At 59.8% G+C, this 17,205-nt stretch carries 16 protein-coding genes and 1 pseudogene; 9 read left to right on the top strand and 8 right to left on the bottom strand.

The annotated features are described in order from the left end of the window. Positions 1–456: 456 nt before the first annotated feature. Entirely contained in the window at positions 457–642 is a 186-nt protein-coding gene (locus tag OOJ09_RS31235; RefSeq protein WP_269908904.1) for a hypothetical protein, read from the bottom strand. Positions 643–1,278: 636 nt separating this feature from the next. On the opposite strand from OOJ09_RS31235, the gene OOJ09_RS31230 reads away from it, so the two are divergent. After that, positions 1,279–1,506, top strand: a complete 228-nt coding sequence (locus OOJ09_RS31230) for a hypothetical protein (protein ID WP_269908903.1) — start codon at positions 1,279–1,281, stop codon at positions 1,504–1,506. A 40-nt stretch (positions 1,507–1,546) separates the two neighbouring features. Beyond that, the gene (locus tag OOJ09_RS31225) at positions 1,547–1,771 is read left to right on the top strand and encodes a hypothetical protein (RefSeq protein ID WP_269908902.1); all 225 of its coding nucleotides are present in this window, start codon (positions 1,547–1,549) and stop codon (positions 1,769–1,771) included. A gap of 385 nt (positions 1,772–2,156) precedes the next feature. Here the strand turns inward: OOJ09_RS31225 and OOJ09_RS31220 are convergent, their stop codons facing one another. The 3 genes from OOJ09_RS31220 to OOJ09_RS31210 all read right to left on the bottom strand — a co-directional run bounded on the left by OOJ09_RS31220 (position 2,157) and on the right by OOJ09_RS31210 (position 3,932). Beyond that, positions 2,157–2,444, bottom strand: a complete 288-nt coding sequence (locus OOJ09_RS31220) for a hypothetical protein (protein WP_269908901.1) — start codon at positions 2,442–2,444, stop codon at positions 2,157–2,159. A 420-nt stretch (positions 2,445–2,864) separates the two neighbouring features. Then, positions 2,865–3,347 (bottom strand): SOS response-associated peptidase, encoded by a 483-nt coding sequence (locus OOJ09_RS31215; protein WP_269908900.1) that lies wholly within the window; start codon positions 3,345–3,347, stop codon positions 2,865–2,867. A gap of 384 nt (positions 3,348–3,731) precedes the next feature. After that, entirely contained in the window at positions 3,732–3,932 is a 201-nt protein-coding gene (locus OOJ09_RS31210) for a hypothetical protein (RefSeq protein ID WP_269908899.1), read from the bottom strand. A gap of 684 nt (positions 3,933–4,616) precedes the next feature. Here OOJ09_RS31210 and OOJ09_RS31200 point away from each other — a divergent pair. Next, a complete protein-coding gene (locus OOJ09_RS31200) occupies positions 4,617–4,847 on the top strand; it encodes a hypothetical protein (RefSeq protein ID WP_269908898.1) in 231 nt (76 codons plus the stop codon). Between the two features lie 129 nt (positions 4,848–4,976). Here OOJ09_RS31200 and OOJ09_RS31195 read toward each other — a convergent pair whose 3' ends face one another. Further along, entirely contained in the window at positions 4,977–5,801 is an 825-nt protein-coding gene (locus tag OOJ09_RS31195) for a DUF1236 domain-containing protein (RefSeq protein ID WP_269908897.1), read from the bottom strand. Here OOJ09_RS31195 and OOJ09_RS31190 point away from each other — a divergent pair. Further along, the gene (locus OOJ09_RS31190) at positions 5,800–6,006 is read left to right on the top strand and encodes a hypothetical protein (RefSeq protein ID WP_269908896.1); all 207 of its coding nucleotides are present in this window, start codon (positions 5,800–5,802) and stop codon (positions 6,004–6,006) included. The genes OOJ09_RS31195 and OOJ09_RS31190 overlap by 2 nt on opposite strands. Then, complete coding sequence (locus OOJ09_RS31185; protein ID WP_269908895.1) at positions 6,003–6,302, top strand: DUF1236 domain-containing protein; 300 nt, start codon at positions 6,003–6,005, stop codon at positions 6,300–6,302. Before OOJ09_RS31190 ends, OOJ09_RS31185 begins: the two co-directional genes overlap by 4 nt. Positions 6,303–7,241: 939 nt before the next feature. Here the strand turns inward: OOJ09_RS31185 and OOJ09_RS31180 are convergent. The 3 genes and pseudogenes from OOJ09_RS31180 to OOJ09_RS32035 all read right to left on the bottom strand — a co-directional run. Beyond that, on the bottom strand, positions 7,242–10,712 hold the full coding sequence (locus tag OOJ09_RS31180; RefSeq protein ID WP_269908894.1) for an AAA family ATPase: 3,471 nt from the start codon (positions 10,710–10,712) through the stop codon (positions 7,242–7,244). After that, positions 10,709–11,968, bottom strand: a complete 1,260-nt coding sequence (locus tag OOJ09_RS31175) for a metallophosphoesterase family protein (protein WP_269908893.1) — start codon at positions 11,966–11,968, stop codon at positions 10,709–10,711. Before OOJ09_RS31175 ends, OOJ09_RS31180 begins: the two co-directional genes overlap by 4 nt. A 1,279-nt stretch (positions 11,969–13,247) precedes the next feature. Beyond that, positions 13,248–13,466, bottom strand: a pseudogene (locus OOJ09_RS32035) (nucleotidyltransferase); the annotation flags it as partial. A 488-nt stretch (positions 13,467–13,954) separates the two neighbouring features. Here OOJ09_RS32035 and OOJ09_RS31165 point away from each other — a divergent pair. The 4 genes from OOJ09_RS31165 to OOJ09_RS31150 form a co-directional block, all read left to right on the top strand. Further along, complete coding sequence (locus OOJ09_RS31165; protein ID WP_269908892.1) at positions 13,955–14,707, top strand: PRC-barrel domain-containing protein; 753 nt, start codon at positions 13,955–13,957, stop codon at positions 14,705–14,707. Positions 14,708–14,760: 53 nt separating this feature from the next. After that, positions 14,761–15,198: a hypothetical protein gene (locus tag OOJ09_RS31160; RefSeq protein ID WP_269908891.1), complete on the top strand. Its 438-nt coding sequence runs from the start codon at positions 14,761–14,763 to the stop codon at positions 15,196–15,198. A gap of 467 nt (positions 15,199–15,665) precedes the next feature. Next, positions 15,666–16,424 carry a hypothetical protein gene (locus OOJ09_RS31155; protein WP_269908890.1) on the top strand — a complete coding sequence of 253 codons (759 nt, stop codon included), beginning with the start codon at positions 15,666–15,668 and terminating at the stop codon, positions 16,422–16,424. Between the two features lie 462 nt (positions 16,425–16,886). Beyond that, on the top strand, positions 16,887–17,205 hold a 319-nt coding region (locus OOJ09_RS31150; protein ID WP_269908889.1), incomplete at its 3' end, for a hypothetical protein.

Below are 17,205 nucleotides of genomic sequence, written 5' to 3'. Positions count from 1 at the left end.
GAGCGCTGAAGCACACGGTTCCGGTCTTCCCGAGGTCCTATATGACGCTCTCACAATTCGGCGGGCGGCCCTAAGCTTCGAAATGTAACCGATGTTTCGCTCGATCAGGCGACCGAAGACGCCCTGAACTCCATCGCTGCTGAGATGAAGATAGGCCGGGCGGAGCTGATTCAGATTGTTTTGCGTGAGTGGCTGGAAACGAACGCCTATCTCCCCGTTCTCCGCGTTCGGCAACGGGATGAAGACAGTGAGACTGAGGGGGGCGCTTAGGCTTTCGCGATCACACCATAACGGCAGCTCAACGAATCGGCGATGTGTGCGGGGCGGCGGGCCCGATGTCCGCTTTGGCCGGCGTCAATCCCAAAGCCACCCAGCTCCCAACTGGCGCCGGCCATCTTCTACATACAAACGTCGGCCTCCGGTCGTTTGCGCTGTCTACTGCGAACGCTCGACCGCTTATGTTGGCTCGTCGTCGCCTTCACCGGCCTGCAGAAATTCAACGCCAGCAGCCATGAGGCGCTCCGCGACAAGCCTGTTCATGGCCAGCTCGATCGGGCCGCTATCGGTCTCCAGCTCGAGCAGCCGCGTAGTGTCGGCAGCGAGAGGTTTGGTGAAACCGGTTGTCGATGGTCTGTGTTTCATGACGAAACCCACCGCTTCTTCGGCTTCGGTGTGATCTCCTCGATCCCTTCTTAACTCCGTCCTGGACCATCGCCTGTTCAAGCGCCTCGGCCTCTCCCTTGTCCGATGAGGTCAGGATCGTCCGCCACTGCGGCATGTCGAAGACGCTGACGAGGTATGTGGAGGCTGGCTTGTCGGTCATCGCGTCCGTGGGGCAGTTGAAAGCCCGCGCCTCGGGGAGAGAACGCGGGCCGATCAGGGGTTGCCGCCCCAATCTTCAGCAGGCGATGGATAGGCCAACACCTGCCGCAACACAAACATTTAGAGGCGACTAATATTCCGTCAAGCCGGCTTTGCCGTCCGTTCGAAAGTCAGCTTCCACTCGCGATTGCGCTCGCGAAGGCTAGCGGTCTTGGCCACTAGCCTGCATCAGTCAAAAAGGCGCCTGCTAAGCGAAAAGCCAAAGCGTAGTCCGTGCTCGCACCATTCCTCGATATTTTAGAATCAGCTAACGATATGCGGCGGCGGGACCCCAATCCCGTCCGGCCGGCGCGAATTCAGACAGCCTCCAGTGGAGGGCGCCGGCTATTTCTCGACGTCTATCAGCGGAACCGCTAAGAGCCCCGACGCGTTGATCACGTTAGGGAGATCAAACAAATGACTGTCCATACGGATTATCGAACGAACAGAGCCGACTATGCCATTGCTGCGACGCATGGCCAACCCATCGCCAATGATGATGATCGCGAAGCGCTATTGGCAAGCAAAAAGAAGTCCCTCTGGCTAAAGCAGTGGCGGTCGGTCAAGTTGGCCGAGAGCCCAATGGATAGCGCGCCGCTGCAAAACAGAACCCCTCGCGGTTTTTCACGGCAAACGGGCGCTTGAAAGAGTGGATCACGCTTTCGCCCTTTAGGGAGTACGCGCGATGACGCTCCGCGGAACGGCTGACGAAACCCAGTTGGCAACACTCACCAGAATTTTAGACGAATATTGCGAGCAAGCCGGAATTGAAGGCTCGCACCCTGCGCGCGAGCATTTGGCGCGTCGTCTGATCGTCCTTTTCGGCGGCGGCATCGACAGTCCGGACGACATAAGGATGGCCCTTGATACGATCGCCGCGGACTGGAAGCCCAGCCAAACCCACCCGTAGAGATTCAAGGCCTCTTCAAAAGCCGCGCTTCTCGCACCAGGGATGTCCAATTGAGCCCGAGGAAGCTGATAAGCTCGTGGGCTTGCGCTTCGGTAATGCCGGTTTCGTTTACCAGCCGGCGCACGAGATAAGCGTTGTCAGCGTTCGGCTTGTCTTGCCTATCAACCATTAGTTGTCCCCCCCCTCGACTGAACGAGTGCATCCGCGAATCGTTCCGGCATTGGTTCTATCGCAGGCAAGATAAACCCGCCGCTCCATTCACGGCAGCGGCGGGCCGGCCCCAGGGGTGACAGGGGCTTGCAGAGGTTTTCGCTTACCTCTGCTGCGTTAGACTAGAGCAATTGCGGTGCCAAACATACTGATCCACTATGAGGCATATTGGCCTTCAGCTTCGATCGAACGTCGGCTTCCAGTCGCGATTGCTCTTCGCCTGGATGCCGTCGTAATCAGGAACAACCGTGAAGAACACAGGCCGGCGGTCGCGTCCTTCGGCCTTGCATGCGTTGCAGGCGAACAGCTCGGCCAGATCCCAATGCATCGAACCGTGGTCCGGGCCGAGCCGATCGATAAGCGCCTGGATATCGAGCTTTGTCGACTTGCAGCACGCTGGATGCCCGCAAGTGATGCTGAGCGACTCGTTGGCGGCAAGCGTTTCTGCCAGGGTCTTTGACATGGCGATCTCTATTGAAGGGGTCGCCGCAACGGAGGACTATATTCCTGAATTCGATGGTGCTGGCAAGGGTTGGCCGGCATGTCTTTTTTTATTGCGAGGGCAAATTTCGGACCATATAATGCCCGGCGTTCACCATTGCTTTCTAAGCAGCCTGCGATGGATAGCGTGATGCCTAGCAGCAAAATTCGCCCTTGCGTTGAAGTGGTCGAAGCCTGCGGAGAATGGTTTGTCCGCGTGGTCGAGGAAGACCAAGAACTAACCCGGTCTTTCGAAATGGAATCTTTCGCACTGGCTTTCGCTGAAGGGCAGCGACGGCGCCTAGGGCTTCCCGATTTCAAGCGTCTGTAGGCTTACCCACCCTTTGGGGACGGCCGGCTCGGTGGCTCTTTGGGGCATCAGGAGCCTAGCCGGCTATCTTACTTACCCAGCCGCGGGCGGCCGCGCCGGACCTGCGCCATTCCAAAGGATCAACGGAGCATCCTGGTCGGTGATATCCTTTAACCGTTTTCTGGCATCAGACATCGAAGAGGTCGGTCGGCCCGAGGCCGATCTCGTCGCTGATGTCTGGCGTGTTGTTGGTAGGTTTGGCCACATCTTCATCAGCTCTGATGGAAATGGCTTCATCAAGTCGCGCGTATCGGACACCGGACCAAGCCAGCGCATGTGATGGGACGGCGGCAGGATGACGGGCATACGATCATGGATGGTGGCGATCAGCGCGTTCGGCTCACAGCTGACAATGGCGAATGTGCGCACCAGCTCACCAGTCGCCTTGTCGGTGTACTCTTCCCATATGCCGGCTATGGCAAAGAGTTCGCCAGACTCCATCGCCATGGCATAGGGATGCTTCTTCTTGCCCGATGGGTCGAGCTTCTGCGATTCGAAGTAGCCGTCGACTGGCACCAGGCAGCGGCGAGAGGCTTAGGCCTTGCGGAACATACCATTGGAGGCGATGGTCTCGCAGCGTGTGTTCACGGGCGGCGGCAGGCCGCTGCCTTCTCGAGCCCAGCCGGGGATAAGGCCTCACCTCGCCGACACGAAGCCAGCCATGCTCGTGGAAAGCTCTTCGCGAACGAAGATGGGGTACACGAGGCTTCGCGCGCCGTTCCATATTGGAAAGCCATTTCCCATGCGCCCGATGTCGCCGGGTTCGGCAAACTCGAACCGCCGCACCAAGTCGGGGATCGTCGATTTGACGAAGACGCGTCCGCACACCGCCTTGCAACGTCAGGGAAGGAACAGACTGGGAAAGTGTCAAGGCATGGACGGGTGCTGGGTCAGATAGTGCTACTTCCGCACTATCCAATCCAGCACCTTGGGGTCCACATCCGGAAATCCGGTAAAGTCTCGGATCATTTGTGCCGCGCTGCCCCGCCAGCGATCCTCCGGGATATTCTCTTCGAGTACCCACGTTCTGAAGGCATTGCGAATGACATCGCAATCGAAGGCGGAAATATGATCGGCATCGAGCAAATCAGCTTGGGCCACAGGTTCCTCCCGCGTTTGTTGGGCGGGAGCACCTGAGTTGACTTCCAAGCACCCGTTTGCCGTTAGAGGCGGGCGACAATTCACGGTATGCTTAAATTCAAATTTTGCCAGTCAATTCGCAGATCGATTCGCCTCCTTGGCCAGTCACTGGAGTGCCGGATTCATGGTACACGATGGACTCGAGTAGGGTGCGGTAGAGTCTGTCGACCTCTTCGTCGATCTCTTCCCGCTTGATGCCGAGCGCCTTGGCATCGGCGATCAGCTTGTGTGTCAGTTCGTCGACGGAGATGACAGCCGCCTTCGTCGTCTCGGGGGACGTCGTTGGTGATCCATCGATCGAGGAAATCTATGTTGCGTGTGCTCATCTCGCGACAAGTTCGCGAACGGGTTTCGGTTCCGACGCTCCATCAGTCGATCTTAATATGCTTTCGTTGTGTATTGTTTGAGCTCGGCAGGACGCCGACGACCTACCAGCCTCGCTGGTAGGTGAAGCGGCCCATAAGACATTCGCAACCCACGGAACCGTTCCGTGCACCAGGCGATCTTGCCGTCGACCTTCACGGGCTTATGGATTATCAGCCGCTCGGGTGGGTGCTCGGGATGCACCTCGAGCCGGGCGGGAACACAATATTACTCAATGCGTTTCGTGATCCTGCAACGGACGAATCTTATTGGAGGCTGAACATGCACAGCTTCGAAATGGTCGATCTGCTTTACGTGGTCGAGGCCTGCAAGCACGATCGAGCGGTCGGAAATTTTGTCTCAATGGCTGAAGGCGTGGAAGAGTTGCGGGTGCTAACCGGAGACTTCATATCACCGGACCATGTGGTGGCAAACGCCCTGTCCGCGGTGGCGCTTGCGCGAGGATGCCCAGTTTTGTTCGACGAACAGGCGGGCGCTGAAATCCAGCTTTGACGTCCAGATAGCTGAACTTCAGGCCTTGCCTGGCACATTGCGACTTGCGCAAATACGGCTAAAGACGCTGGTTTGCGTCCGAACCGCCCGCCACCTATCGGTGGTGGGCGGCTCGGAGCGTTGACCAAGTCATGTCAGAATAAGGACGATCTTCAGCGTATCCGGATCGACGATCACAATCCGACCGTCGGCCAGCACGAAATACTCGTAGGTTTCATAGGCTGGCATGATCTTGACGATACGCGCCGGCAGACGATGCAGCCGAACCTTGTGGCGGGGAACCTGTATGCCGACCGAAATGTCGAAATCGACATTGGGCACCGGGTCGGCCCTGGCCTCCTTGATGACCTGCGTGATCTGGGTTTTCTGTTCGACAGTGACGTTGGTGATGGAACCAGTCGACCCCTGGTCGGTCCGTGTCGAGGTCTTGCCTTGAGCCTGCTGGTCGGTCTGGATCTTGGTCTTGCCGTGGGCCTGCTGATCGGTGGTGGCACCTGCCTTGCCCTTGGCTTGCTGGTCGGTCTTGAGCTTGGGCTTGCCCTGGGCCTGCTGGTCCGTCTGCATCTTGGTCTTGCCCTGGGCCTGCTGATCGGTGGTGGCACCTGCCTTGCCCTTGGCCTGCTGGTCGGTCTGGAGCTTGGGCTTGCCCTGGGCCTGCTGGTCCTTCTGGAGCTTGGCTTTCCCCTGGGCCTGCTGATCGGTGGTCGCACCTGCCTTGACCTTGGCTTGCTGGTCGGTCTTGAGCTTGGGCTTGCCCTGGGCCTGCTGGTCCGTCTGGAGCTTGGCTTTGCCCTGGTCACCCATCTTCATCTTCGAACCCTTCTGGCAGTCGGCCGCGCCGGCCGCGCAATTGGCGTCGGCACCCGACTGGGTTTCGGCTGGCTGTGTCTGAGCTAGGGCCGCCCCACACCCAACGCTGAGGGCGAGCATGCTGGTGATCAGAATATGTTTCATGAGAAGTCTCCTCGAAAACGTCAGTCCCTTCCCGGGTAAACCTCATCTGAAAAACTTTGTTCCAGGGGATTTGGCAAAACCGGCAAAGCAAATTTTCCAGGAACAAGCCATGTCCGATGGCGTTTACGACCAGGAAACCCGGCTGCGAACGCCATCAAGCGGCGTAGAGGCAGGGTTACTCGCAAGGGAAAGGAGACAATCATGAGAATGCATCTTACCACTGCCGCGGCGGGACTTTTGCTGCTTGCCGGTGTTGGCGCTGCCGCCGCTCAGGATGTGGTCATTCAGCCTGAGCAGGAGACCGTGATCAAGGAGTATGTGCACAAGCAGCCGCTGGCTTCCGTGAAGCTTCCCGGCGTGGAACTGAATGTCGGCACGGCTCTGCCCGATACCGTCGAGCTTCATGAAGTGCCCAACGTCAAATATCGTTACGTCGTGGTCGACAACCGAACCGTGGTGGTTGATCCCGGCACCCGTAAGATCGTCAAGATCATTCAGTGATAGGTAGCGGCCCGAGCCACGGTCACTTGAAGGCGGACCGGAGGGTCCGCCTTCGAAGCCCGGCCCAGAATATATGCCAACCTCGCGAACGCAGTCGTCGCGCCTGTGATCAAGCCAGAAGCCAGCTTGGCGAGGTCAGTCCGGCGACTTCCGCTTTCCAGAACGCCGACTTGCCTTCGGCCACTGTCAGACCGGCGAACCGCTCGACAACGGCCAGTTGACAGCTGGAACAGCCTCGAAAACGCGGGCCTTGGTCTCGTAGCCTACACGGGTCGCAATCCGTGCAATTGGCGCGGCTCCAAGATCAACGCTTGCTAAGGCGGCTGGGCTAGGACGCAAACCGCAGCCGACCTCTACTAAAAAACAGCTCCTGCAAAGCGCAAGCCCAAGGTCTAGTGGCGACAGGCTTCTGAACGGTGTCACCGGCAGGTTCTGGGCGCCTTCGAGCTTCGCAGCCTGGAGTTCGTTCTCGTCATAGCCAAGTGCCTGCAGGATGGTCGGAGCCACCTGCGTCGTCTAACCAGATCTGGCACCGATCTCGGCTTGAGCGAGGGTTGCTGATGAGAAGCGCCACGTTGCGATCATTCGCATCGGCGCCACCGTACTCGGCAATCTTCGTACCAGATGTGCAGACCACGCCCGGATTGACCGTGGCTATGAAGTCCGGCGTACGGCTGTCGGTCGCCCGATCCTGATAGGAGAGAGCGAGCCCATTCGGCGGTGTCTTCGTATATGGATCAACGTCCAGTGGCTGGAGCGTCGCCGGAGTCGATGGGCGACTCGCCACGAGGCAAGCATGATCAGCGTCGAGTCGGGAGATTGCTGCCCCTGCGTGCAGCCACCAGTTCGCCGAGGGCGCGGGATCGACACATTCCAGATTGCGTTCTGCGGCGCAAAGCTGCCGTCTTTATCGTGGCAGACAGGAGCCGGTTTCGAGTCTCATCCGAGCTCGTGGATCGCCACGCCCGGGACAACCGTCTTGGCGATCTCGCACAGGTGCTGATGATGCGTGAGGTAGATCACCTGGCCGGCACCCGCCATCTCACCGAACAACCGGAAAACCTCTTCTGACCGGACATGGTCGAAGGTCTCCATGATGTCGTCGGCGATGAATGGCACGGAGGGCCTGAACTGCGCGAACTCGTAATATCCGGCAAGCCTGAGCGCCAGGTAAAGCTGAAAACGCGCGCCCTTTGACAGCGCGTCGGCGACCTTGGACTGGCCGTCGCGCTGCAATGCGATGAGCACTTCACCGCCTTTGACCGGTTGGGTTGTCAAGCCTAAGTACTGGCCGCGCGTCATCAGCGCGAAAGCGTCGGATGCCCGCGCCATCATTCCGGAGCGATGACGCTCGCGGTAGACGCGCAGAGCGTTGCCGGCAGCCATGACGCCCAGTTTCAACTCGATGTAGCGGACGGCCTTGTCTTCGATGTCCAGCAGGACGGTGCGCCGTTCCGCATCGATACGGGCAACAGCGCTGTCGCCGCCAATGGCGTCCAGCTTGTCGGCGGCCCGCGTTTGCCGAATGAGCTGTTGCTGGATCACATCGTCAGAAGCGCGAAGCCGCTGCTCACTTTCAGCCCTTTCGATTGCAAGGCTATTCAGATCGAGAGCATCCAAAATCGAGCGCGCCTGCTCGAACCCTTCCACCGCGAGCTCGGACGCAACCTGCACGTCAAGGTCGGCGACCGCTGTGCGCAGACGGTCCCTGTCGCGCAGCAACTCGTCGCGTCGCACGACTTCGGACAGAGTAGCCACGCCAAAGACGCCTAGGACCTCGTCCTTGCGGCGCTCATGTGCCGAAATTTCAGCATCGAGGATCTCGCGCGCATCCTGCAGACGCTGCAGGTCGTTGACGAGGCTCGCCTTGGCCTCGCGTGAGCGTTCGGCGCGCTCAAGGCGCTCGGCAAGCCGGACCGCCAGCTGTTCCGGATCTTCGACGGTCGCCGCCTCACCCGCTTCGGCCGCAACGGCGCTGACCTCGACCAGGAAATTGTCCCTGTCCGCTTCCATCTTCTCGATGCGCAGCCGCATGGCGTCCCTGTCTTGAAGACCTTTGTCGAGGTCGGCCAATTGATCAAGGACGCCGCCAATGCCAGGCGCCGATATGCCGCTCTCCAGCCAGGTGCCCTTGAGCGCTTGGGCAATTTCGGCCAGCCACTCGTCCTCGCGTCGCTCCGCGACTTCGACGGCTCGGCGCCTGGCAGCCAGATCCTCCTGTCTTGTGCCGACCGTCTTGAGCGCTTCGCTGCGCTCGGCGTCGATCTTGAACTGCCTGTCGAGGAACAGCTGCGCGACGGCCATGACCGTCTCCAGACTGTCGCCGGGATCCGAGCCGACGCCGACGCTGGCCAGCGCCCCGCTCAGCTCCAGGCGTATTCGGTTTCCCTCGTCGACCGCCCGCTCGGCCTTCTTGCCTGAAAGCTCGATCTCCTCGGAGGCCGCGAGCGCATCGACCCGGGCAGCAATGCGCTCCTCGATCAGTCCGATCAAACGTTCGGGTGAAGTTTCCAGACCGTCTGCGAGCAAGTCTCTTGCCGCTGCGCGAATGTCACAGAGCAGGGTCTGCCGCTCCGCGCCGTTGCGGGCAAGTTGGTCGCGCGCATGGGCGATGGCTGCCGCGGCTTCAGCGAGGCCGCGGCTTGTCGCGCGGATCTCCACGAGTTCGCGCGCGTTGGCCAGGCGGCCTGCCCCAACGCTATCGTCGCGAGCCATCGCTCGTACGAAAATATCCGCCGTTTCGCCAGTGAGCTGATCGCGATGTCGCGCCCAGGCCTCGTCGCGGGCGCGGCGAATGGCGGCGGCCGCTTCATCGTCGCTGACCGCGACCGTGGCACGAAGCGCGTCCAGCTGTGCTGAAAGCAAATCGTGATTGCCCAGGTATTCGGCAAGACGTTCGGAAAGGACGGCCCTGCCCTTCCCGAGCTCGGTTGCAAGCGCCTTCCATGCGCCAAGCTGTCCGGCATTCGGAATGGCGATCCTGGCCAACGTCGCGGCATCGCCCGACCAGGGATGCAAACGCCCGACCGCGGCCTCCCACCGAATTGCACCGACATCCGCGGCCTCGCGTGCCCCCTTGATTTCGCTTAGGTGCCCACTGGCCCTAGCCGCCGACAAAGCTGAGGCGAGCCTTGCCCTGGCAGGCTCGGGTACCGCCCGTTCCTCGCCAACCCGCTCGCGTGCCGCCTGGAGCGCATCGATGGCTGCCGCGGCCTCGTCGCGCGCGACGCGCAGACCGGTCGCAATCCCGGATCGCTGCTCGATCATCGTGCGAACAGCCCCGATGGTTGCAGCAGGCAAAAGCAGCTTGGCAGGGTCTGCCTCGGGGGCTCGTCCCAGGGCGGCAAGGGAGCTCCTCACGGCATTGTCGAGGATCTGCAACTCCGTTCTGCGACTTGGCAGGTCGAGGCCCGCCGAGACGTGGCGCACCTTGCGGTCGGCCAGGCCGCGAACGCGTTCGGAGATCGCGAGGATCACTTCGTCGACGTCGACCGAGGCGATCTTGGTCATCACTCTGTCGAGTTCGTCGACGCTTGCAGCCAGCCGGGTTCTCAGGCTGGCGTCGTCATCGATCATCTCAGTGACACTGCCCGCCCAGGTCCGTGACGGTGAAGCAATCTCGGGCAACGCGGCTAGCTGGGCTTTCTTGCGTCGGATATCGGCAAGGATCGGGATCGCACGCAGATATTTCGCAATGGCGTCGAGCCTGGCCGACAGCACCGACCGTTCGGCGATGCTGTGGTTGTACTTTTCCTGGGCGTCGAGACGTTCGGCCTCGAGCCCCTCATAGGTCGATGCCAGGGTGTCGATCTGATCGCGGCGCGATTTCAGGTCCGTAAGGCGTTTCTTGAGCAGTGCCAGTTCGGTTCCATGCGCCTGCTTGCGATAAAGCCCGTCGGCCTCGGCCTCGAGCGCGCTCAGCGTGTCGCTCGCATGGCCCAGCCCGGCGCTCGCCGTGAACAGCAGCTTGCCGAGGTCGCCGCGCGACTCCAGGATTGATTTTCCACCGGCCTCCAGCGTCTCGTCGTCCAACGAGAACATGGTCGCGTAGGCGTCGCGAGACAGCCCGGCGAGATGTGCTGATATCGCCATTTCGCTGACCGGTTGGCCAGTCGCGTTCAACAAGGAATTAGTGCGCTGTTTCGTGCGGGTAAACGCGTGCTCCGCGCCGCCGAGTTCGAGCACCCCGCCGATTCGCATGGCGCTATACTCGTGCAGGAAATTGTAGCGGCTGCGTTCCTCGATGCCGAACAGCAGGTCGAGATAGCCGGAAAGCGCGGTCGACTTGCCAGCTTCGTTCAGGCCGAAGACGATGTGCAGGTCGGGTCCTGAGTCCGGTTTTGACCCGAAGTCGATCGTCCTGCCGGTGAACTTGCCATAGCGAATGAGGTCAAGGCGCCGCAGCCTCATGGCGCACCGCTGGCCTTGAGACGGGCGGTGACGAGGTCTGCGCCGCTGGCAAGCGCCCTGTCGAGGAACAGTTCCAGCCCGGCCTCGTCCTTGCCGGCGAAGTCGCGCCCGTCAGGAGGCAGGTCCGCGATCATCTTCTGGACGAGCGCCCTCGCCTCGGCACGGAACGCTTCAGAGCCGGCGTCGGCGCGCATGGACTGAGCGAGTTCGAAAACCGGATCCGCGATGCCTTCGGGTGTTTCAGCTGCGGCTGGAGAGACGGTAAGTTCGAGCTTCTCCACCCAGCTGTCCCCGGTCTGCTCCGCAACCTGCTCGGCTTCCGCGAGCAGCAGGTCGCGGTCGCGGATCAGCGCCCAGGACAAGGGCGATGTCCCGGTCAGGCCGAGACGGACCACAACGTGACGGGACCTGACGGAGGCGCGCATATCTTCGAGCGCGGAGCGGACTCGCCCGACGGCCTCGGACCATTCCACCGTTCCGGTCAGGTCGACGTTCACCCGCTCGAATTGCGCGACACTGGTCAGCCTCTCCTCCATCTCGACGGTGCGGTCATCTCGTATCGTGACCAGGGTGGCGGATTTCCTTCCGGCCTCGTTGATGTCCCTGCCCTGCGGAATTCCCGGCATCACCACCGTGCTCGCCCCGGGGTGGACCTGGCGCACATGGATGTGCCCAAGCGCCCAGTAGTCAAAGCCATGGCTGTGCAGGTCAGCGACGCTGCAGGGCGCGTAGACGTCGTGGCCGGGCGATCCGGCCAGGCTTGTGTGCATGATGCCGACATTGACCGCGCCTTCACGAGCAGCCGGATATTTGGGCAGCAGACTGTCCGGCGCCTTGGGATTGGCAAAGCTCAAGCCATGGAACATGACGTCAAGCCCGCCGGCTGTCTGCAGCACGGACTGGGGACGGCCGCCGAAGATCGTGACCGTATCCGGGAACACCAGCTGTTTCGATATCCGCGACATGGCGTCATGGTTGCCACGGATCTTGAGCACCTTGATGCCGGCCTGATGAAGTCGTGTCATCTGCGAGGCCAGGAAGCGCGCGGTTTTCATCGATGTCTGATCACCATCGTAAAGATCGCCGGCAATGACCAGGGCATCGACACGTTCCGCAAGGCAGAGATCCACGATCGAGACAAATGCCTGGCGGCTGGCGTCTCCGACGAGTTCGGCAAGGTCGGGATTTCGCATCGCCAGCGAGCGCAGCGGCGAGTCGAGATGAATGTCGGCAGTGTGGACGAATCGAAATGGCACTGAGCGGTCTCCAAGCACGAACATAAGGGTGTTCGATCGTGGCCCGATACAAGAAATTCACGGCACGCCGTATTGGATTTCTTTCGCATCGAAGGGCGTGATTGTTGAACCTCAGCCGGGCCCGGCGAGGGAAATGCGAGGCTTAGGTTCAGGGCATCGCAAAATCACAGTAGGCATGTACTAGGTCTTCAAGTGTTGGACACAGAAATAGTATCGCCTGATTCGTTGGAGATTGACTTTGAAGATCGCTTGGCGGCACCGACATGTCCGTCCTTTAAGCCATCCGGGTAGCCGGACCCGTCCAGCTTTTCGTGATGATGAAGGCAGATTTTCGGCCACCTTAGACCCATGCAATCAAAGAACTGTTTAGAAGCGCTCGATCGAAATGACCGCGCTCCACGTCCCCATCATCTCCGCGGCAGCCTCCGGAGTGAAGCCTGTGAACGCATCGTTAGCCGCCGATTTCGAGATCGCGGCACTCACAACGATGTCGATAGCGGCCTGATCGATGCACTTTCGAGAAGCCGGCCATTGTAGTGCTCATTCAAAGCGCCCGCCTCACTTCAGTCGAAGCGCCGTGAAATCACCGGTCGTTCTGAATCTGCAGTGCTACAGCAGCTTGGCACTCACTGCCGCGTCTCAAGCCTGCATCTCGGACCATCTTCAATGCCCTCAAGATAGTCCACCCTGCGGCTATGCCCACAACGCCGGCGGCAGCTTTGACGAACGCATCAACGAAACCAGCGTGGCGACCGGGATCGATGGTCTGGAGAAGCTCTAGAACGGCGGCAGCGCTAAAAACGAAAATCACGACTTGGAACAGTCTATTGGGAAAACTCATCGCCAACGTCAGGCCCAACAGCAGATAAGCTAACCCACGCTCCGATGCCTGGTTCTCGTTGCAACATCAAAGGCAACATCTCAATCAATACTGGCTGGCCAGGAGCACTATTCCGAGACAATCATCCGGCCGGAGTTCGGCGAGCGATGGTTCTGCTCGGAAAGTGATGCACGGGCATGGGGATGGCGGAAAGCGCTACGATAGCTGTTCACTCGAACATGCCATGTTCGGGTGGGAGTACCCTTCGAGCCACGAAAAACCCGACAATGCGCGCCGAAGGAAATTTGGTGTCGCAGAAACGTATCCGTCAATCTGGATTGCAGGCCTGCCATCTTTCCCCGTCGGTAGACCGTTCCCGTCGACACGATGACCCGAAGCACTCCGGACAGGTGTCCGCTTTCGCGGATTGCCCGACGAGGGTTGATCGGCCAAGGCCTGTTAGGCACCAGCGGCATCCCTCATGCGCGCCAGATGTTCGAGGCAGAGCTGTTGTGCGCACTTGTGAAGTTTGACTGTGCGCTCGCCCTACCAGATAAGTGCCTCTTCACTTATCTGGTAGTGCTTGGAATAACGGGCTTTCACGTAGGCCTCGTTCAGCGTGTTGAACCAAGCTCGATGCCGCTGCTGATCGCGCGGCCATACTTCGGACAGGCGTCTCCCGCCGGGAGATCTTCAATCTCGGCAGATCGCTTTGATGGCTTTCCTGCACTAGCGAATGCAGACTTGTCTTTGCAATCATCTCCAACACTAACATCTAAGGTCAAAATGCCCCGAACCAACCGGCCGCATCTTGATGCTCCCTCGTCAGGGACCCGGTTCGGGCAAAGATCGCCCTCAACAGCGTCGTCGGTCGATGACAATCACACGCGGGGCCTGATGCTGGAGCACTGTCGGCAATATTACACTTCGCTCGTGTTGGATGCTGGAAGGAGTAGCCAGGGTCCGGCCCGTAGGCCTTCGCCTGCGCCCTGTGACGCAATGGGGAGCCACGGTTCTTCCGTCCAGCATTCGTCGTAGGCGGCTGGAACCAAAATGCTCACAGGCAGTTGAACCGTGCTGGTACAAATGTTCCGCGGTACATTTCCACCCGATTGGCGTGCTCGACACACGAAGTCAAAGCAAGAAGCCGCCTGTGGGGAACTATCATGAAATTGGTCAGGATCGCAGCGCCGTTGGCGTTGTTCTGCGCGCTTGGTGCTGAACCAGCGTTCGCTGTCTGTAACATCTCCGATGCGAAACTCGAAGAGGCGGTCCTCAAGAGCCCCGAGTTGCGAAAGCCGGAAAATAGATACCTCGTTCGTGACCTGAGAACCCTCAGGGACGCCTCGTTCGTTCTGTGGACCTACGGCTTGCACGACGATTGCGAGCGCCTGCTCGCCAACATCCGTCAACTGATTGCCGCGCCATCAATGGCGAAGCTGGGGGGTAACGACGAGGATCTGGCCGATGAACAACTGGCCGCAGGCGAACCACAGCAGCATCAGGGTGGCGAAGTCCAAGGCAACCGCAATGCTCCAGACGCACGTCCTCTCATCAATCTCGACGACCTTGGACCCGGCCTGCGTGTCGACGAGATTGTCGGCTCCGAGGTTCGCAGTTCCGATGACAAGATTGTTGGCGAAGTTCGAAATGTTGTGATCGGTACCAAGGACCGATGGGACTACGCAGTCGTTGCCGCTGGCGGGTTTTTCATCGCAGGCAAAGACAGCATCGTCGTCCCCCTACGCTATTTGCAGGTCAACCAAGAGCGGACCAGCTTCTACCTGCGCATCTCGAGCGCCGACGTCAAGGCCGTTCCCTTGATGCCAGACCAGGAATATCTGTGGCTTGCAGATGAAGCATGGCGAGCGAAGAACGATGCGATCTTCCAGAAGTTGATTCCAGACCCAGTTCGGTAAGGCGCTCCGGCGGCTCCGAAAGTCACGACCGATGCCAAGTGAACGATCGAGCCATGGTTCAATTCCTGGTCGAAGACCAGCCACCGATCGCCATGCGGCTGGCGGGATTGTTAGCCGACGGCGGCTCCAGAGTGTTTGAAGCTCGCACGATGAGCGATGCGCTCACGGTAGTGTTCGGTGAATACGCCATCATTTCACTGCAACTCGACGTCGATCTCATCGACGGCTGGTCCGATCTTGCGCATCTAGTTTCGCGGCTTCGCCCAGACATTCACATTCCGGTCGCGTCTGGGCAAAGCCGCCTCGGCGGTCCCTCCGAACGGCGACATCGTGCCCCAAGCTTACACCCCATCATCAGCATGGGCTGCAACGCGCCCTTTGACGGGCGCTGCGGGGCGGACCGTCTGCGTTTGCTTGTTGCCGAGATGTATTTGCTGCACCCATTTGCCCTACCTTCCGTTGCGCCCTTCAATCGGATGCATCTCAGGTGACCTATCGCGAGGCGGCGCAAATGATGACAGCATGGCGCGCTTGGAGGAATCCTTAGACTGCAACTATCCACCATGATGAAGGTGTCGGATGTAGGCGGATATCCGACCAAACACCTACTGTCGCTGTTGTTGTTAGCCACTTCCCGACCTCTCCGCCGCATGGCTGCGTCTACGGGGCACGGGGTGGTCCTGCGCAAAGCCGATGCCGCCGTGGCGGAAACAGCCACACGGTCATGCCTCGGCCATGGCGACCTCGGCACTGCAAAAGAAGCCTATCCATTTCGACTAGGCCCGTCCGCGCAGCTCACCGGGAGTTGGCTGCGCGGAATATGGCCGGGGTCTGGCTCGTGCAGAGCTCGATAGCGCGCGGCATTTCCTGCCAGGACCGACGATGCTCGAAGATCCAAAGGGGAAGATCCTACGTATAAACGGACGAAAGAAGCAAAGACAACACCGCGCGTGATGACATGAATACCGCCGTCCAGCAGCCTAGGATTGTTCTGATACTTGGCAGCGCGCCCGACGCTGTCATCAGTCGTGAGTGGGATCGCTCTCCCTTCACATCCATAGTGGCCATAAATAACGCCTGGGCGATCCGCACAGACTGGGACTATTTGATATATGCGGATGATTTCCCAAATGATCGTCTGCCTTCGACGCAGCCGGCATTGGCCACGACGGTAAGGTCAGGCGAATTCGTTCCTGCGCAGAATGCTTTCGGGGGTTTCGTCTATGCCGGTGGAACCATGGCATTCACTGCCGCCTATTGGGCGCTATACACCTTGAAGCCCGATGTGCTGGCCTTCTTCGGCTGCGACATGATCTATACCAAGACCGGTCACACGCATTTTTACGGCAACGGCACAGCCGACCCCCTTCGGCAGGATGTTACGTTGCGGAGCCTGGAAGCAAAGTCGAGCCGCCTCTTCGTGACAGCTTTGCGAGGTGAAACGATTTGCCTCAACCTTTCCAGCCTCCCCGAAAGTCGACTGGTCTTCCCCCGCGCGACACTTGAATTTGTCGCCGGCATGAATCCTCGCGCGATCGACGGACTTCGCGGGGCGTTGGCGAGGCTGATTGATCGCGACGCCGTATCGCTGGCGCAGTCGCTCGAGACAAATCTGGGCTATTTCGTCGAGGATGGCCGCTACTGGGAACGCACGGCCGAATTCAGCGAAGCTGCCATCGATCGCTTAGACAGTCTGTGGGCCGCGTCAATTGGCTAGGTCCCGAAGCCGGCCAGTTTGCGCCAGGCATGTTCGCAGCGTAGCACTCGAACCTGATCTGAACAGACTACTTCTCCGGTGATGGCACGCCGCCGCGAGAGGCGGTCTAGGCCAGGTTGACACCACCCTTTGCTTTGAAACCTACATAAGGTACGAGGCTCGCCGGAAAAGTCGATCCTTTTCCGGAGCAGGCGACTCTACCTCTGAATCCCGCATGTAACCGGCATGCTCCGGGACTCCCTCCCACAATGCGGGCCAGAGTTCGGATCCGATCCATGCTTCCAGGAGGTTGTGGGTCGACGCCATTCGACCCATCAATATTTAGGGAATTGATTTGCCACTTCTAAGGCTTTGTCCGTACACGCTACTCTGTTAAGAAGATGGGGGCAAATAGCTACTGCGCCGCTTTTCTTGACGAAGTTCCGTCAAACGCAGACGACATTTGTCGGGCATAGGACTCCCATGACGGTTGACTTCGGGACATTGACAGCAGCGGGAGGCTTGGTCGCGTTCGTGAGCGGCTTGCTTCTTGTCTTCGCCTGCACGCAATTTGACCACGGCCACGCCGCCCTACGACTCAGCGTTTCCCACTTGCTCGGCGCCTGCGCGATTACGCTGCTCGCAACTGGAGCGCTCCAGCATCCAATCCTAACCATGCTGGCGCAGCCGCTTTTCGTGTTAGCAGCCTTTCTGGCCTTGTCGTCAATCCTCTCTTTCGAAAATCGCAACAAGCCTCCGTCACTGTACTTGGTAGCGTGTTCCAGTCTTGGAGCATTGGCTC

Origin of the sequence: Mesorhizobium qingshengii (assembly GCF_027563465.1) — a bacterium.
Classification (GTDB): domain Bacteria; phylum Pseudomonadota; class Alphaproteobacteria; order Rhizobiales; family Rhizobiaceae; genus Mesorhizobium; species Mesorhizobium qingshengii_A.
The sequence above is the reverse complement of the archived record's forward strand: the minus strand, read 5'-3'. Positions and strand labels throughout refer to the sequence as shown.

What these genes read in the sequence shown, in the direction of transcription:
- OOJ09_RS31190 (WP_269908896.1), top strand. Translation starts at nt 5,800, where the DNA reads ATGAGAAGTCTCCTCGAAAACGTCAGTCCCTTCCCGGGTAAACCTCAT.
- OOJ09_RS31195 (WP_269908897.1), bottom strand. Translation starts at nt 5,801, where the DNA reads ATGAAACATATTCTGATCACCAGCATGCTCGCCCTCAGCGTTGGGTGT.
- OOJ09_RS31235 (WP_269908904.1), bottom strand. Translation starts at nt 642, where the DNA reads ATGAAACACAGACCATCGACAACCGGTTTCACCAAACCTCTCGCTGCC.
- OOJ09_RS31155 (WP_269908890.1), top strand. Translation starts at nt 15,666, where the DNA reads ATGAATACCGCCGTCCAGCAGCCTAGGATTGTTCTGATACTTGGCAGC.
- OOJ09_RS31225 (WP_269908902.1), top strand. Translation starts at nt 1,547, where the DNA reads ATGACGCTCCGCGGAACGGCTGACGAAACCCAGTTGGCAACACTCACC.
- OOJ09_RS31220 (WP_269908901.1), bottom strand. Translation starts at nt 2,444, where the DNA reads ATGTCAAAGACCCTGGCAGAAACGCTTGCCGCCAACGAGTCGCTCAGC.
- OOJ09_RS31200 (WP_269908898.1), top strand. Translation starts at nt 4,617, where the DNA reads ATGCACAGCTTCGAAATGGTCGATCTGCTTTACGTGGTCGAGGCCTGC.
- OOJ09_RS31180 (WP_269908894.1), bottom strand. Translation starts at nt 10,712, where the DNA reads ATGAGGCTGCGGCGCCTTGACCTCATTCGCTATGGCAAGTTCACCGGC.
- OOJ09_RS31160 (WP_269908891.1), top strand. Translation starts at nt 14,761, where the DNA reads ATGGTTCAATTCCTGGTCGAAGACCAGCCACCGATCGCCATGCGGCTG.
- OOJ09_RS31230 (WP_269908903.1), top strand. Translation starts at nt 1,279, where the DNA reads ATGACTGTCCATACGGATTATCGAACGAACAGAGCCGACTATGCCATT.
- OOJ09_RS31185 (WP_269908895.1), top strand. Translation starts at nt 6,003, where the DNA reads ATGAGAATGCATCTTACCACTGCCGCGGCGGGACTTTTGCTGCTTGCC.
- OOJ09_RS31165 (WP_269908892.1), top strand. Translation starts at nt 13,955, where the DNA reads ATGAAATTGGTCAGGATCGCAGCGCCGTTGGCGTTGTTCTGCGCGCTT.